Origin of the sequence: Nocardia sp. JCM 34519.1 (assembly GCF_020361265.1) — a bacterium.
GTDB lineage: Bacteria > Actinomycetota > Actinomycetes > Mycobacteriales > Mycobacteriaceae > Nocardia > Nocardia arthritidis_A.
In genome coordinates this window covers 283,130-296,062 of sequence record NZ_JAIRBR010000003.1, presented here as the reverse complement: position 1 = coordinate 296,062, position 12,933 = coordinate 283,130, and the positions used below count along the sequence as shown (strand labels likewise).

The following is a 12,933-nucleotide window of genomic DNA, read 5'->3' as shown; positions in this document are numbered from 1 at the left end:
TCACCATGACTGACGCGATTACGGTCAGCGGTTTGGTCAAGTCATTCGGCCACACCCGCGCCCTCGACGGACTGGACCTGCGAGTCCGCACCGGCGAGGTGCACGGCTTCCTCGGCCCGAACGGCGCGGGTAAGAGCACCACCCTGCGGATCCTGCTCGGACTGCTCCGTGCGGACGGGGGCGAGGCGCGGCTGCTCGGCGGCGACCCGTGGCGTGACGCCACCGCCCTGCACCGCAGGCTCGCGTACGTCCCGGGCGATGTCGCGCTGCCGCCATCGCTGTCCGGCGGCGAGATGACAGATCTGCTGCTGCGACTGCGCGGCGGTGCGAATCTCGTTCGGCGACAAGAACTCATCGAACGTTTCGACCTCGATCCGCGCACCAGGACCCGCGCCTATTCGAAGGGCAACCGACAGAAGGTCGCGTTGATCGCGGCGCTGGCCGCCGATGTCGAACTGCTGATCCTCGACGAACCGACCTCCGGCCTGGATCCCTTGATGGAGTCCGCATTCCGCGAAACCGTCGACGAGGAGCGGGCACGCGGCCGCACCGTGCTGTTGTCCAGCCACATCCTCGCCGAGGTGGAGGCGCTGTGCGATCGGTTGACGCTCATCCGCGACGGCCGCACCGTCGATAGCGGAACACTCGCCGAGCTGCGACACCTCTCGCGTACCGCCATCGAGGCCGAATTGACCGGCCCCGCAAGCGAACTCGCTGAGCTACCGGGCGTGCACGAACTGCGCGCCGTCGGCGATCGGGTCTGCTTCGAGGTCGACACCGAACTGCTCGATCCCGTATTGCGCACGCTCGCCGCGATCGGCGTCCGTAGCCTGGTGAGCAGGCCGCCGACGTTGGAAGAGCTGTTCCTGCGGTACTACTCGTCGCGGGCGGTGCGCTGATGAACGCCGGAACATCGATCCTGTTGCGGGTGGCGCTGCGCCGAGAAGGCCGGATCGCGCCCTGGTGGATCCTGCTCATCGCGGGCAGCGCTCTGGTGATGATCGGTTATATCAACCGGAATATGGGCACGGCGGAGCTGAAACTCACCTACACCACGATGATCAACCACAACGCATTCTTCCGCGCGCTCGGCGGCGGCACCGTCGAACCGGATCTGCCCATGCTCGCCGCCTGGCGCAGCGGTGGATTCCTCTATTTGGCAAGCGGTTTGGCCGCGGCGACGACCGTCATCCGGCACACCCGAGCCGCCGAGGATTCCGGCCAGACCGAGCTGCTGCGCTCCGGTCCGATCGGGCGCTTCGCGAATTTGACCGCAGCACTGCTGGTTTCGGATGGTGTCGCGCTGCTCGGCGGTACGGCGACCACCCTCGTTCTGGTCGCCCGCAGCATGCCGGCCATCGGTTCGCTCGCATATGGCGCGGCGATCGCGGCGGCCGGGTTGGTCTTCGGCGCGCTCGGAGCCGTCACCGCCCAGCTGGCGCAAACCGCCCATACCGCAAGGACTATCGCGCTTTCGGCACTCGGACTCGCTTATGGCCTGCGCTACGCCGGTGACGCCACGGGTCAGCTGTGGCTGAAATACGTATCCCCCATCGGCTGGAGTCATCTGGTCGACCCGTATCGCGCCGACCGGTGGTGGGCGCTCACACTGTCACTGGCTGCCGCCGCCGCGCTGACGGCGCTCGCCTATCGTCTCGCCGGACAACGAGATCTCGGCGCGGGTCTCGTCCCCGAAAGCCGTGGCCCCGCACGCGCTCCCGCACTACGCGGCCCCATCAGCCTGTCGTGGCGGCTGCATCGCGGCTCGCTTGTGCGGTGGGCGGTCGGCATGACGATCTTCGCGGTGGGCGCGGGCGCGGCGAGCACCCTCGCGAACCAGTTGGCGAATGCACCGTCTCCCTCGATCACCCGGCTGCTGGACGCATTCGGCGCCTCGTCGACTTCTGTGTTGCGAACCGCACCGACGCCCATCGTGCTCATCTTCGGCTACGTCGTCGCGCTCTACCCGGTGCTGATGGTGCAGCGCATGCGGCGCGCCGAGACCGCGGGCACCGCGGAACTGCTCCAGGGCACTCCGATGACCCGCCTCCGTTGGGCCGCAGGCCATCTCGCCGTCACCGCGGCGGGAACCGCGGTGCTGCTCACGGTCTCCGGATTGGTGTTCGGCGCGATCTTCGCCGCCGTGGTGGGCGAGCCGCGCACCGAACTGCCGGATATCGCCGGTGAATCGCTGGCCGCCATCCCCGCCGCACTCCTGGTCGGCGCGATCTGCGCCTGCGCCTACGGTCTCGCGCCGCGGTCGTGCGTGCCCATCGGCTGGATCACCTGGATCGCCGTCGTCGCGCTCGGCCGCATCGTCGGACCGCTGTATGGCCTCTGGCACGGAACGGTTTTCGAGCCGTTCCACTACATTCCCGACATCTCCTCGGGTGCGGCGTGGCAGCCACTGCCGTTGCTGGTGCCGCTGGCCTGCACCGCACTGCTGGTGGGCGCGGGTCTGATCGGATTGCGCCGCCGCGACTTCGGCTGAACGCCGGCGTGATTCACGGACCGGCTATGACTTCGATTGCCCCAAGATGGAATTCGACTCGACGTGGCCGATATTCAGTCGGCGCGGGTGCCGGAGGCGACGAACGTCGGGATGGCGAGGAACAGTCGGTCATTACGCGCCCTGACGGCTTGGTCGTCCAGCCAGGGACCTTCGCCGCCGATATTCGCAAGCGTCGGCAAGCCGGTGGCGTCGGTCCACACGATCGTGTGCACCTCGACGGTGACATCGGTGAATCCGTTGTCCAGCAGGAGGTTTCGGTATCGGCGGGCGACACGCGGGTTCGGCATACGGTCCACGCGGGCGTGGACGAGCGCGCGGGTGAGTTCGGGATCGTCGGAGTCGATCACGAAGGTGTCCCAGTCCTGGCCGACGAGCACCGCGCGGCCATTTCCGGCCAGCACCCGGTGCGCCTCGGCGACGGCCCGTTCGGGCTCGGCGACGGCGTGCAGCACCTTGTCGGCGCGATAGCCGGTGACCGAGCCGTCGGCGAGCGGCAGCGCGGTGGCGTCGGCGAGGTGGAATTCACTTGCGGGCCAACGTGCTACGGCGATCTCGAGCATTGTCGGATCCAGGTCGACGCCGATGGCGCGCGCCCCTCGGGCGGCCAGCTCGCCGACGGCGCGCCCGCTGCCGCAGCCGACGTCGACAACGATTTCGCCGAGGGCATCATAGGTGCGTTCGCGCAGCTTACGAGCCTGCGGTAGATCGTCGAGCGCGTCGAGAAGGGTGAGCAACGTGGACATGGCCGCAATTCTGCGACTTAATGGCGACATGAAGTCAATCGGCGAGGTGGCGGCTCGGTTCGGGTTGCCGACACACGTGCTGCGCCATTGGGAGTCGCAAGGACTGCTGTCGCCCGCCCGCGCAGGTGAGCGCCGCCGCTATACCGATGCGGACCTGCACCGGATAGCGGCGATCCTGATCTCGAAGGAGGCGGGCTTCGGACTCGCGGATATCCGCACGATGCTGGCCGCCGATTCTTCGCGGGCCCGCCATGAGCTCATAACCCGCCACCGCGAGAAGCTGCTGGCTCGAATCGCCCGCGCCCAAGCCGCACTCGACATGATCGCAGGCGGCCCGTGCCCGCACGAGGACATCATGACGTGCCCGCATTTCCAGAGCCTCCTGGCCGCCCGGCTACAGCCGCCCGCCGCAACGGGTTCGGGTCGCACCGACGCGAATGTCGAAGGACCCCGGACCAACTGGATATAGCGGTGAACCGGTTGGCCGGGGCACGGTTTCCGTGCCCGCGCAGGTTCCACCATTCACCAGGGATCAGTCTTGGATCACGGATGCAGCCGCCGCAAATAGTCCCGATAAGTGGTGACGAAACCGTCCCGGTCGAATTCGATCTCGGCACGGTAATCACCCGAAACGTAGCCGACTACGCCGTTGCCGCGCGGATCGTAGCGCTGCGGGTTCAGGCAGGACGTCAGATCCGGGACGGAGACGTAACGCATGGTGTAGTCCCGTGCCACGACGTTCGACAGCAGTCCGTCGCGTATCACGGGCAGCGAGTTGAAGAACGCCGAATGCTGCAGATCGAAGAAGTCGGCCCCATCGAGCCGATGCTGCACCGGCCCGGCACCGATGTCGACGGTCAGTTCCGAACCGGAGAGCTCCCACCGCAATTCATACACCAACCCGATCTGTGTTCCGTGGGCACGATCCAGGCTTTCCACCTGAACGATCTCCATCCGCGGCTCGTCGATCCCCTGCCACACGAATGTTCGCACGCCCGAGACTAACGCCCAGCCCAATCGATCGCCGCCGCAATCGGATTGCGAACGTTCATCCGTCCCGAACGGCGAGTGTTACCGCGGCCTGTGGCCGAGTGGCCGGGTCAACTCTCCGGGGTGGGCTTGATGCCCTTGTATGAATCGGAATCCAGGACTCCGCGCAGATCCGCGGCGATCCTGTCGACCCGGCCCTCTTCTCGGGCGATCACCTGGGTCGGGATGGCCCACGGGTCGGCGAGGATTGCCAGCTGCACGTGTTCTACACCGACGAAGTCGTAGCCGCGGTTCGCGGCCTCGGTTTCGGCTGCCCGCAGAATCGCCCGTAGGCGTGGGGTGTACCGAACGTTCGGCTTGAACAGAGGTTCCTGGTCTTCGGTCATTACGCCAACTCCCCTTTGGTTAGATCGTGACGTAATCGATCATCCATGGCCGCGCAAGCAGGTGGTGCCCGCCGACCCAGCTGTAGATGAATTACTGTGGCGGCGTGGAGTTTACGGAGTACGGACCAGGCGATGTCGTCTATTTCCCGGACGGGCCGTTCAACGGTATCTGCGCGGTGGTACGGGAGGTCGATACCCGTAATGCCGAGCTGCGCATCGACTTCGCCGAGGGCACCGTCCACCGCGAGGGAAACGCCCTGCGCGAACGGAGGCACCGGCTGACGGTCGGATTCGACGAGGTCGAGTTGGTCTAGTTTTCGCCGAAGCAGTACGCCTCGGAGCCCGGAACTAATGCTCCCGCAACGGGATCTGGGCGTGTGCCGGGCGGTCTGCGATCTCGGTGAGGGCTTGGGCCCAACCGTCCAGGCGGTCCGCGGCGTGCCGGAGTTCGGCTACGATTCCGTCGAATTGATGTGCCAGCACGGCACTTTCGGGGACGGCGAGGATCCGGCTTGCGGCGGCGACCACCTGCTCGTATTCGGTGACGCCCGCGTCCAGGCGGGTGACCGTGAGCCGGACGTTGCCGGTGAGGGCGGCGGCCGCGTCGGCGTTGGTGCGGCCGACCATGCCGAGCGCCTGTTCCATCGCGGCGATATCGGCGGCCAGCGCGTGCAAAGCGTTGGCGCCGGAGGCGGCGGTCTCCACCATCTCGGTGAGTTCCTCGACGGGCAGGCGACGCGACCGGGCGATCTGGGTGCTCAACCCATACAGCGCCCGCTCCGCGCGCAACAGCCGATCGATCGAACCGCGCGCCCTCGAACGCAGCGGCGGTCGTTTGCGCGGTATGAACGCGGCCTGCGGCAGCGGCGAACTGCGTAACTGCAGATAGCGGCGGGCGCTCAGCGCGGTGCCGGTGACCAGCGCGACCGCGCCGCCGCCGACCACGACCACCGCCCAGGCCGGGGCCGAAACGATCATCAGCCCAACGGTTCCCACGGTGGTGATGCCGGAGGCGGTGCCGAGTTGGAAGCTGCGGCGGCGGGCCCGCCGCCGCCTGCGCAGTTCGCGCTCCCGCGGATCGGCCCACTTGCGCACCGCGACGAGGGCGTGTTCGCCCATCTCCAACAGACTTTCGGGCAGGGTGCCCGGCTGCTGGGCGAGCGCGGCCTGTGCACGCACGAGCGCCGATCCTTTGCGACGACCCCGCGACTGCCTGTCGGTCATGCCTTCATCTCCCACCGGTAGCGCGTGGCTCGGGCGTCCCGGACCCCGGCGTGGCCGACGGCCGGCCCGCCGGGGTCCGCGAAGTAATGCCGTCCAGTGAACCAGCCACCACCGACAAATTCACGCCGAACGCGAAACGCTACTGCTGAGCGGCCTGACCCTTGTTCAGTTGCGGCGCGCCGGCCGGGTTCGCCTGCGCCGGGTTGATCGAAGGCTGCCCACCGCCCGCGGGCAGCGCGTCGCCGCGCATGGAGGCGCGGATCTGCTCCAGCTTGTTGTGCCCGGCCATTTGAATGCTGGCCTGCTGCACCTCGAGCATGCGACCCTGCACCGAGTTCTGCGCGAGTTCGGCGGAGCCGAGGGCATTCGCATAGCGGCGCTCGATCTTCTCCCGCACCGCGTCCAGGCTCGGCGTGGTACCGGGCGCCGACAGCGTCGAATCCATCTGCTGCAGCGACGCGGAAACCTGCTCCTGCATCTTGGCCTGCTCCAGCTGGCTGAGCAGCTTGGTGCGCTCGGCCACCTTCTGCTGCAGCAGCATGGCGTTCTGCTCGACCGCCTTCTTCGCCTGCGCCGCCGCCTGCAGCGACTGGTCGTGCAGCACCTTTAGATCCTCGACCGCCTGCTCGGCGGTGACCAGCTGCGCCGCGAAGGCCTCGGCGGCATTGGTGTACTGGATCGCCTTCTCGGTGTCGTTGGCCGCGGCGGCCTGATCGGCGAGCATGACCGCCTGGCGCGCATTGGCATTCAGCTTCTCGACCTCGTCGAGCTGCCGGTTCAGCTTCATCTCCAGCTGACGCTGGTTACCGATGACCGAAGCGGCCTGCTGCGACAGGGCCTGATGCTGGCGCTGGGCTTCTTCGATAGCCTGCTGAATCTGAACCTTCGGATCCGCGTGCTCCTCGATCTTCGCATCGAAGAGGGCCATCAGGTATTTCCAGGCCTTGACGAACGGATTAGCCATCGATTGATCCCGCCTCCATCTGCTGTGCCGCGTTCGCGGCCGGGGTGCGCGACCGTCACGCACCCGCGTATGTGCCTATCCTCCACCATGTGGCACCCGGTCCGGGCGAACCCGGCCCAACAGACGCCTAGTGAGAATCTAGCCGTTTTCGGTGGCGGTCCGCAGCGTTGGCCCGGGCCGCCACCGCTCCGGCGACCTCAGTTGTTCCGGACCAGAACCAGCATGTCGCTCTTCGGCGCCGGGATGACGATCCTGGTGTCACCGGCGATGCGCGGCAGCGGGGCCGCGTCCGCCGCCGACATGGTCGCCGTGGCCGGGGCCGCAGCGGCATCGGCCGACTCCGCCGCGGCCGCCTCGGACTCGTTCGCCTCGGCGGATTCCGGCAGTGCGGCGGCCGCGCGCTCGTCCTGGACCGGCAGTCCGTCGGCGCCCGCCATGATGGTGCTCACATCCCAGAGCACCCGCGACAGCGGCACGTCCAACGCCTCGCAGATCGCGGCGAGCAGTTCGCTGGATGCCTCCTTGCGACCCCGCTCCACCTCCGACAGATAACCGAGGCTGACCCGCGCCGAGGTCGAGACCTCGCGCAGCGTCCGGCTCTGGGCGAGACGAGCACGCCGCAGACTGTCCCCGATCGCCTCTCGCAGCAGCGTCATCTCGTTCTCCTTCGCTCCCACTCACCGGGCCCGCGCGGTGTCTGCCAACACCGTGCACGCCGTCCTTTCTGGCACAACGTCGGGCGCGGGCCGGATGGTTCCCGGACGAGCCGACGCACCTATCGCATATCCCGCACGCAACGCAGCAATTCCCGTACCGCGGAATTCGTCGCGCCGATTCTGATCGTCCACCGGTCCCCCGCCAGTTTCAACCGCATGACCTCGCTGTGGCCGGGACCGGCGAGACCGAGGTAGACCGTGCCCGGCGGATGACCGTCCTGTGGATCCGGCCCGGCGACACCGGTCAGCGCGACACCCCAGTCCGCGGCGCACCGGGTGCGCGCGCCGACCGCGAGCTGTTCGGCGGTGCTCGCCGCCACCGGACCCTCCGTCCGGAGCACGTCGTCGCCGACACCGGCCAGACTGTGTTTGAGATCCGTGGCGTACACCACAAGTCCGCCGCGCAGCACCGCGCTGGCGCCGGGCACGCCCGCGATGGTCGCCGAAACCAGCCCCGCGGTCAGCGATTCGGCGGTGGCCACCGTCTGCCGGGCCGCGGCCAGCGCGCGCACCAGTTCGGCGGCGGGCGCGGCGGCGGTGAGCGGATCGGTCATATCCGGCGCCGCCGTGGTCCGGCCAGCCAGACCCGCACCGCCTGACCGATGTAGTCGAGGCCGGTGAGCACGGTGAGCACCACCGCAACGTACATCAAAACCATTCCGGCCGTTGCGAATCCGCCCGTCAACGGCAACAGGAGCACCGCGATGGCCAGCGACTGCACCAACGTTTTGAGTTTGCCGCCGCGCCCGGCCGGAATCACCCCGCGCCGCACGACGGCCAGGCGCAGCAGGGTGATGCCGATCTCCCTACCGCAGATCACCAGGGTGATCCACCAGGCGACATCGCCGAGCATCGAGAGCCCGATCAGCGCGGCGCCGATCAGCGCCTTGTCCGCGATCGGATCGGCGAGTTTGCCGAAATCGGTGACCAGACCGTACTTGCGCGCCAATTGCCCGTCGAAGCGGTCGGTGATGGCGGCCAGCCCGAACAGCGCGGCCGCGGCGATCCGCCAACCGGTCTGATGTCCGCCGCCCGCGAACAGCGCGAGCACGAACAGCGGCACGATCGCGATGCGCAGCATCGTCAGGACGTTGGCGATATTCAGCAGCGGGACCGTCGGCTCCGGCTGTGCGGTCGGCACGAATGCCGAATGCGCGGAAGCGGTTTCGGTCCACGGCCGATCGATCTCCTCCGGCTGCACGCTCATCCCTCCCCCTCGCTGGCATGCAGTCCGGTAACGATCGGATTCATGTCCGCCCCTGAATCCAGTCGCGCTGCCCGGCGCGATGCGGTGAGCGGAACGACTGGATGTGCGGCACACGATCAGCGTAATAGGCGGACCTGTTCGCAGCCCGCGCCGGGCCGAGCTCAGGTGTGGGGCACTCACCGGATGGCAGTCGCCGACGGACCCGCGCGCGGCCGCAGGTCCGCCTGGTGAGCGCGGCCGCCGCGCCGACTAATGTGCTCGCATGACCAATAGGGGACCGTTAGGCGGTTCGACACGCGACACCCATCCGGCGCAACCCAGTTCGGCTCCGGTGGTACGACGCGCGCGAACCTCGGACGTCCCCGAGATCAAGCGACTCATCGACGTGTACGCCGGCCGGATCCTGCTGGAGAAGAACCTGGTCACGCTGTACGAGGCGGTGCAGGAGTTCTGGGTGGCCGAATTGGACGGCCGGGTGGTCGGCTGCGGCGCGCTGCACGTGCTGTGGGCCGATCTCGGCGAGGTGCGCACGGTGGCCGTGCATCCGGACGTCAAGGGCAAGGGCGTCGGCAAGTTGATCGTGCGCCAACTCGTCGCGGTGGCCAGGGAATTGGAGCTGAAGCGGGTTTTCGTGCTGACCTTCGAGGTGGATTTCTTCGGCGGGCACGGCTTCGTGGAGATCGAGGGCACCCCGGTGACCGCCGAGGTGTATGCGGAGATGTGCCGGTCCTACGACACCGGTGTCGCGGAATTTCTCGACCTGAGCTACGTGAAGCCGAACACCCTCGGCAATACTCGAATGCTGCTGAACCTCTGACCGAAAGCGATCCGCCATGCCGATTTTCGCCGTGCACTATGTCTACTCCGACGCGACGATTCCGGGCCGGGACGCCCATCGCCCCGAGCATCGGGCCTGGCTCGCCGGTCTGGTCGAGCCCGGCAGCCTGCTGACCAGCGGCCCGTACCCGGATGGTTCGGGCGCCCTGCTGATCTTCCGGGCCGAGGACGAGGCGGCGCTGCGCGCGCTGCTCGCCGAGGATCCGTTCGCCAAGGCGAACGTGATCGATGATGTTCAGGTGGTCGAGTGGGTTCCCACGATCGGCTGGACCGGCGCCTGACGAGTAGTCAGCAAACATTTAGCGACACACCGGACTCGGTTGCCGCCGCCCGCGCGCGTCAGCGAGCAGACTCGGCGCTGTGCGCAGATCCGCAGCGATTCTCGCGTCGGCGGCGGCCGTGGGCCTGCTGTTGACCGGATGCTCCGGCCGTTCGGCGGATCACCCCGCCGCGGCGGGCTACCCTGCGGCGACCGCGCCGACCGGCCCGGGTCCGGTCGATCCCGCGCACTACAGGAACTCCGGCGGCTACTTCTTCCACAGCGGTGAGATCTTCTGCGCCATCCTCGACGAGGCGGTCGACCAGTCCCGGCATTCGGCGGGCTGCCAGGGTGCGACGCCGGCGCCACCGGAGATGACCGCCTGCTGGGCCAGCGATCCGGTCGCGGCGGCGCTAGCGGTCGGCGAATCCGCCAGCTATCTCTGCGTTAACCGAGGGCTGTTCGTCGGGCCGCCGGCCGAGGACGCCGCGGATCGAGGCGGTGGGCCGGTATTGCCCGCCGGATCCAGCCTGAGCGTGCACGGATTCACCTGCCGCGCCGAACCCATCGGCGTCAGCTGCCGCAACGACGCCAACGGCCGCGGCTTCGATATGGCGCCCGGCTTCAACCGGGTCTACTGAGCCCGCTCGCGGGTCTTCAACAAACTGGCCACCGTCGCGACGACGAGCACGCCGAGGATGACGCCGAGCGAGACCGGCGTACCGATCTCCGGAACCCGAACCGGCGCACCGCCGTTCACGAACGGCAGCGAATTCTCGTGCAGCGCATGCAGTACCAGCTTCACACCGATGAAGGCCAGGATCGCCGCCAGCCCGTAGGACAGGTACACCAACCGCTCCAGCAGCCCGCCGATCAGGAAGTACAGCTGCCGCAATCCCATGAGCGCGAACGCGTTCGCGGTGAACACCAGGTACGGCTGTTCGGTGAGGCCGTAGATCGCCGGGATCGAGTCGAGCGCGAACAACAGGTCGGCGAAGCCGATCGCCAGGAGGGCGAGCAGTAGCGGCGTCACCGCGCGGCGGCCGTCGACGCGGGTGATCAGCCGGTCGCCGTCGTAGCTGTCGCTGGTGGGCAATATCCGCTTGGCCAACGCGACGACGCGGCTGTCCCGCTTCTCCTCCTGCTCGACCTCGTGCCCGCTCTCCCGGAGCAGTTTCACCGCCGTGTAGATCAGGAACAGCCCGAAAAGGTAGAACACCCAACTGAACGCACTGATCGCGGCCGCGCCGACGGCGATGAATATCCCGCGCATCACCAGGGCGACCACGATGCCGATCAGCAGCGCCTTCTGCTGGTAGATCCGCGGAACGGCGAAGGTGGACATGATGATCAGGAAGACGAACAGGTTGTCCACCGAGAGCGCCTTCTCGGTGACGAAGCCCGCGTAGTACTCCCCCGCGAAGGTGGCGCCCCATTTCCACGCGACGACGCCGCCGAAGCAGAGCGCGAGCCCGATGTACACCGCCGACCACATCGCCGATTCCCGGAATGTCGGCTCGTGCGGGGTGCGGACGTGGGCGAAGAAGTCGAAGACGAACAGTCCGAGGATCACCACGACGGTGATCGTCCATTCGAGTGCGGTCACCTGCATATCGGCAATCATGCCCGATTTGTCCGTTCCTGGCCGCTTGCGGGATGGTTGCCGACCATAATTTCACATGCGCGACGCCCGCACCCCGTGCCAGAGTGGCCGGCGTGACGGACGACTATCTCCTACTCAACAAGTCCAACTGGGATGGGCGCGCCCCGGTGCACGCGGCGTCGCGCGATTACGACGTCGACCGCTTCCTCGACGACCCGGAATTCCGCAGCGGAGTCGTCCGATTCGACGAACCGCTGCTCGGCGATATTCGCGGCCTGCGCGGTGTACACCTGCAGTGCCACATCGGCACCGACACGATCTCACTGGCCCGCCTCGGCGCCACCATGACCGGACTGGACTTCTCGCCGGCCTCGCTGCAGCAGGCCCGGCTGCTCGCCGAAAAGACCGGCAGCGCAGTCGATTTCGTCGAGGCGAATGTCTACGATGCCGAATCCGTGCTCGGCTCGGCACAATTCGACCTGGTCTACACCGGCATCGGCGCGCTGTGCTGGCTGCCGAGCATCGAACGCTGGGCCCGAACCGTGGCGGGACTGCTGCGCCCGGGCGGCAGGCTGTTCATCAGAGAAGGACATCCGGTCCTTTGGGCGATCGACGAAACCCGTACCGACGGGCTGGTACTCGGCTATCCGTACTTCGAAACTCCGGAACCGATGGTGTTCACCGAGGGCGGCACCTATGTCGAGACCGATACCGAACTCGCCCCGAGCACCACGCACCAGTGGAATCACGGGCTCGGCGAAATCGTCGGCGCGGTACTGTCCGCCGGAATGACCGTCACCGGGCTCACCGAACACCGCAGCGTCCCGCATGACGCAATACCCGGACAAATGGCGCGAACGGCCGACGGAGAATGGTATCTCACCGACCGGCCGGAACGTCTTCCGCTGAGCTATACATTGCAGGCCAGCAAACTTTGACGGCGCTGAACGCGGACATATCCAGACAACACCGGTAAATCTGTTTCGCACAGCGAGATCCGGATGTTACCGTCTATATCCAGGCAACCAACCGGTCCGACAAACCCCGAAAGGCGAGCATCATGACCAGCACGATCCAGCAGCGACTCCGGTCGCTAGATGGTGCCTGGTACCCGCGCGTCCAGTCGGCTTCCGCGCTGCTAGTCGGGCAATCCGCCCGCATCCGGAGCGGCCCTTAGGTTCTCGATCACGAGCAGACCTGATGGGGTCACTCCGGCGGCGAAATGCCAAGGAGTGGCCCCTTTTTCATACCCTGCGGACGTAGTTCAACCGGTAGAGCGGCAATCTCCAAAGTTGCGAGTTGGGGGTTCGAGTCCCTCCGTCCGCGCGAAAAAACCGAATAGCGATCAAATGGCAATACATTGCTGCCACCGATGTTTCGACACAAAAGTATCGAAACACCATCCCTCGTAGCCCAATTGGCAGAGGCGCCGTACTCAGGATGCGGTTGTTGCGAGTTCGAATCTCGCCGAGGGAACTGAGCCGGTCAGGTA

Annotated in this window: 17 protein-coding genes and 2 tRNA genes; 10 read left to right on the top strand and 9 right to left on the bottom strand. The window is 67.1% G+C overall.

What is annotated here, in order from left to right; all coding sequences use genetic code 11:
• The first annotated feature begins 5 nt into the window (after positions 1 to 5).
• Positions 6 to 899: an ABC transporter ATP-binding protein gene (locus tag LGY53_RS10785; RefSeq protein ID WP_225726514.1), complete on the top strand. Its 894-nt coding sequence runs from the start codon at positions 6 to 8 to the stop codon at positions 897 to 899.
• On the top strand, positions 899 to 2,491 hold the full coding sequence (locus LGY53_RS10780; protein WP_225726513.1) for an ABC transporter permease: 1,593 nt from the start codon (positions 899 to 901) through the stop codon (positions 2,489 to 2,491). Before LGY53_RS10785 ends, LGY53_RS10780 begins: the two co-directional genes overlap by 1 nt.
• Positions 2,492 to 2,565: 74 nt before the next feature.
• Here the strand turns inward: LGY53_RS10780 and LGY53_RS10775 are convergent, their stop codons facing one another.
• A complete protein-coding gene (locus tag LGY53_RS10775; RefSeq protein ID WP_225726512.1) occupies positions 2,566 to 3,255 on the bottom strand; it encodes a methyltransferase domain-containing protein in 690 nt (229 codons plus the stop codon).
• A 28-nt stretch (positions 3,256 to 3,283) separates the two neighbouring features.
• Between LGY53_RS10775 and LGY53_RS10770 the strand changes: the two genes are divergently transcribed.
• A complete protein-coding gene (locus LGY53_RS10770; protein WP_225726511.1) occupies positions 3,284 to 3,724 on the top strand; it encodes a MerR family transcriptional regulator in 441 nt (146 codons plus the stop codon).
• A 74-nt stretch (positions 3,725 to 3,798) separates the two neighbouring features.
• Here the strand turns inward: LGY53_RS10770 and LGY53_RS10765 are convergent, their stop codons facing one another.
• Positions 3,799 to 4,248 carry a putative glycolipid-binding domain-containing protein gene (locus LGY53_RS10765; RefSeq protein WP_225726510.1) on the bottom strand — a complete coding sequence of 150 codons (450 nt, stop codon included), beginning with the start codon at positions 4,246 to 4,248 and terminating at the stop codon, positions 3,799 to 3,801.
• Positions 4,249 to 4,355: 107 nt separating this feature from the next.
• Positions 4,356 to 4,631, bottom strand: a complete 276-nt coding sequence (locus LGY53_RS10760; RefSeq protein WP_225726509.1) for a Clp protease N-terminal domain-containing protein — start codon at positions 4,629 to 4,631, stop codon at positions 4,356 to 4,358.
• 104 nt (positions 4,632 to 4,735) lie between these two features.
• Here LGY53_RS10760 and LGY53_RS10755 point away from each other — a divergent pair, with 104 nt between their 5' ends.
• The gene (locus LGY53_RS10755; RefSeq protein ID WP_225726508.1) at positions 4,736 to 4,945 is read left to right on the top strand and encodes a hypothetical protein; all 210 of its coding nucleotides are present in this window, start codon (positions 4,736 to 4,738) and stop codon (positions 4,943 to 4,945) included.
• 34 nt (positions 4,946 to 4,979) lie between these two features.
• Here LGY53_RS10755 and LGY53_RS10750 read toward each other — a convergent pair whose 3' ends face one another.
• The 5 genes from LGY53_RS10750 to pgsA form a co-directional block, all read right to left on the bottom strand.
• Complete coding sequence (locus LGY53_RS10750) at positions 4,980 to 5,810, bottom strand: hypothetical protein (RefSeq protein WP_225726507.1); 831 nt, start codon at positions 5,808 to 5,810, stop codon at positions 4,980 to 4,982.
• Between the two features lie 184 nt (positions 5,811 to 5,994).
• Positions 5,995 to 6,819 (bottom strand): PspA/IM30 family protein, encoded by an 825-nt coding sequence (locus LGY53_RS10745; RefSeq protein WP_225726506.1) that lies wholly within the window; start codon positions 6,817 to 6,819, stop codon positions 5,995 to 5,997.
• 197 nt (positions 6,820 to 7,016) lie between these two features.
• A complete protein-coding gene (locus LGY53_RS10740) occupies positions 7,017 to 7,475 on the bottom strand; it encodes a helix-turn-helix domain-containing protein (protein ID WP_225726505.1) in 459 nt (152 codons plus the stop codon).
• 119 nt (positions 7,476 to 7,594) lie between these two features.
• Entirely contained in the window at positions 7,595 to 8,089 is a 495-nt protein-coding gene (locus tag LGY53_RS10735) for a CinA family protein (protein ID WP_225726504.1), read from the bottom strand.
• Positions 8,086 to 8,742: a CDP-diacylglycerol--glycerol-3-phosphate 3-phosphatidyltransferase gene (gene pgsA, locus LGY53_RS10730; protein ID WP_225726503.1), complete on the bottom strand. Its 657-nt coding sequence runs from the start codon at positions 8,740 to 8,742 to the stop codon at positions 8,086 to 8,088. The genes LGY53_RS10735 and pgsA overlap by 4 nt, the downstream gene beginning before the upstream one ends.
• A 262-nt stretch (positions 8,743 to 9,004) precedes the next feature.
• On the opposite strand from pgsA, the gene LGY53_RS10725 reads away from it, so the two are divergent.
• The 3 genes from LGY53_RS10725 (at position 9,005) to LGY53_RS10715 (ending at position 10,479) form a co-directional block, all read left to right on the top strand.
• The gene (locus LGY53_RS10725; protein ID WP_225726502.1) at positions 9,005 to 9,559 is read left to right on the top strand and encodes an amino-acid N-acetyltransferase; all 555 of its coding nucleotides are present in this window, start codon (positions 9,005 to 9,007) and stop codon (positions 9,557 to 9,559) included.
• Positions 9,560 to 9,575: 16 nt separating this feature from the next.
• Positions 9,576 to 9,860 (top strand): YciI family protein, encoded by a 285-nt coding sequence (locus LGY53_RS10720; protein ID WP_167476604.1) that lies wholly within the window; start codon positions 9,576 to 9,578, stop codon positions 9,858 to 9,860.
• Positions 9,861 to 9,939: 79 nt separating this feature from the next.
• Positions 9,940 to 10,479: a hypothetical protein gene (locus LGY53_RS10715; RefSeq protein ID WP_225726501.1), complete on the top strand. Its 540-nt coding sequence runs from the start codon at positions 9,940 to 9,942 to the stop codon at positions 10,477 to 10,479.
• Here the strand turns inward: LGY53_RS10715 and LGY53_RS10710 are convergent.
• A complete protein-coding gene (locus tag LGY53_RS10710; RefSeq protein WP_225726500.1) occupies positions 10,473 to 11,450 on the bottom strand; it encodes a TerC family protein in 978 nt (325 codons plus the stop codon). The two genes, LGY53_RS10715 and LGY53_RS10710, sit on opposite strands and share 7 nt — an antisense overlap.
• Positions 11,451 to 11,554: 104 nt before the next feature.
• Here LGY53_RS10710 and LGY53_RS10705 point away from each other — a divergent pair, with 104 nt between their 5' ends.
• The 3 genes from LGY53_RS10705 to LGY53_RS10695 all read left to right on the top strand — a co-directional run bounded on the left by LGY53_RS10705 (position 11,555) and on the right by LGY53_RS10695 (position 12,917).
• Positions 11,555 to 12,379, top strand: a complete 825-nt coding sequence (locus LGY53_RS10705) for a bifunctional 2-polyprenyl-6-hydroxyphenol methylase/3-demethylubiquinol 3-O-methyltransferase UbiG (protein WP_225726499.1) — start codon at positions 11,555 to 11,557, stop codon at positions 12,377 to 12,379.
• 315 nt (positions 12,380 to 12,694) lie between these two features.
• A tRNA-Trp gene (locus LGY53_RS10700) sits at positions 12,695 to 12,767 on the top strand.
• Between the two features lie 76 nt (positions 12,768 to 12,843).
• Positions 12,844 to 12,917 (top strand) — tRNA-Leu (locus LGY53_RS10695).
• Positions 12,918 to 12,933 lie beyond the last annotated feature (16 nt).

What these genes read in the sequence shown, in the direction of transcription:
- LGY53_RS10780 (WP_225726513.1), top strand. Translation starts at nt 899, where the DNA reads ATGAACGCCGGAACATCGATCCTGTTGCGGGTGGCGCTGCGCCGAGAA.
- LGY53_RS10735 (WP_225726504.1), bottom strand. Translation starts at nt 8,089, where the DNA reads ATGACCGATCCGCTCACCGCCGCCGCGCCCGCCGCCGAACTGGTGCGC.
- LGY53_RS10785 (WP_225726514.1), top strand. Translation starts at nt 6, where the DNA reads ATGACTGACGCGATTACGGTCAGCGGTTTGGTCAAGTCATTCGGCCAC.
- LGY53_RS10725 (WP_225726502.1), top strand. Translation starts at nt 9,005, where the DNA reads ATGACCAATAGGGGACCGTTAGGCGGTTCGACACGCGACACCCATCCG.
- LGY53_RS10710 (WP_225726500.1), bottom strand. Translation starts at nt 11,450, where the DNA reads ATGCAGGTGACCGCACTCGAATGGACGATCACCGTCGTGGTGATCCTC.
- LGY53_RS10740 (WP_225726505.1), bottom strand. Translation starts at nt 7,475, where the DNA reads ATGACGCTGCTGCGAGAGGCGATCGGGGACAGTCTGCGGCGTGCTCGT.
- LGY53_RS10775 (WP_225726512.1), bottom strand. Translation starts at nt 3,255, where the DNA reads ATGTCCACGTTGCTCACCCTTCTCGACGCGCTCGACGATCTACCGCAG.
- LGY53_RS10770 (WP_225726511.1), top strand. Translation starts at nt 3,284, where the DNA reads ATGAAGTCAATCGGCGAGGTGGCGGCTCGGTTCGGGTTGCCGACACAC.
- pgsA (WP_225726503.1), bottom strand. Translation starts at nt 8,742, where the DNA reads ATGAGCGTGCAGCCGGAGGAGATCGATCGGCCGTGGACCGAAACCGCT.
- LGY53_RS10745 (WP_225726506.1), bottom strand. Translation starts at nt 6,819, where the DNA reads ATGGCTAATCCGTTCGTCAAGGCCTGGAAATACCTGATGGCCCTCTTC.
- LGY53_RS10760 (WP_225726509.1), bottom strand. Translation starts at nt 4,631, where the DNA reads ATGACCGAAGACCAGGAACCTCTGTTCAAGCCGAACGTTCGGTACACC.
- LGY53_RS10720 (WP_167476604.1), top strand. Translation starts at nt 9,576, where the DNA reads ATGCCGATTTTCGCCGTGCACTATGTCTACTCCGACGCGACGATTCCG.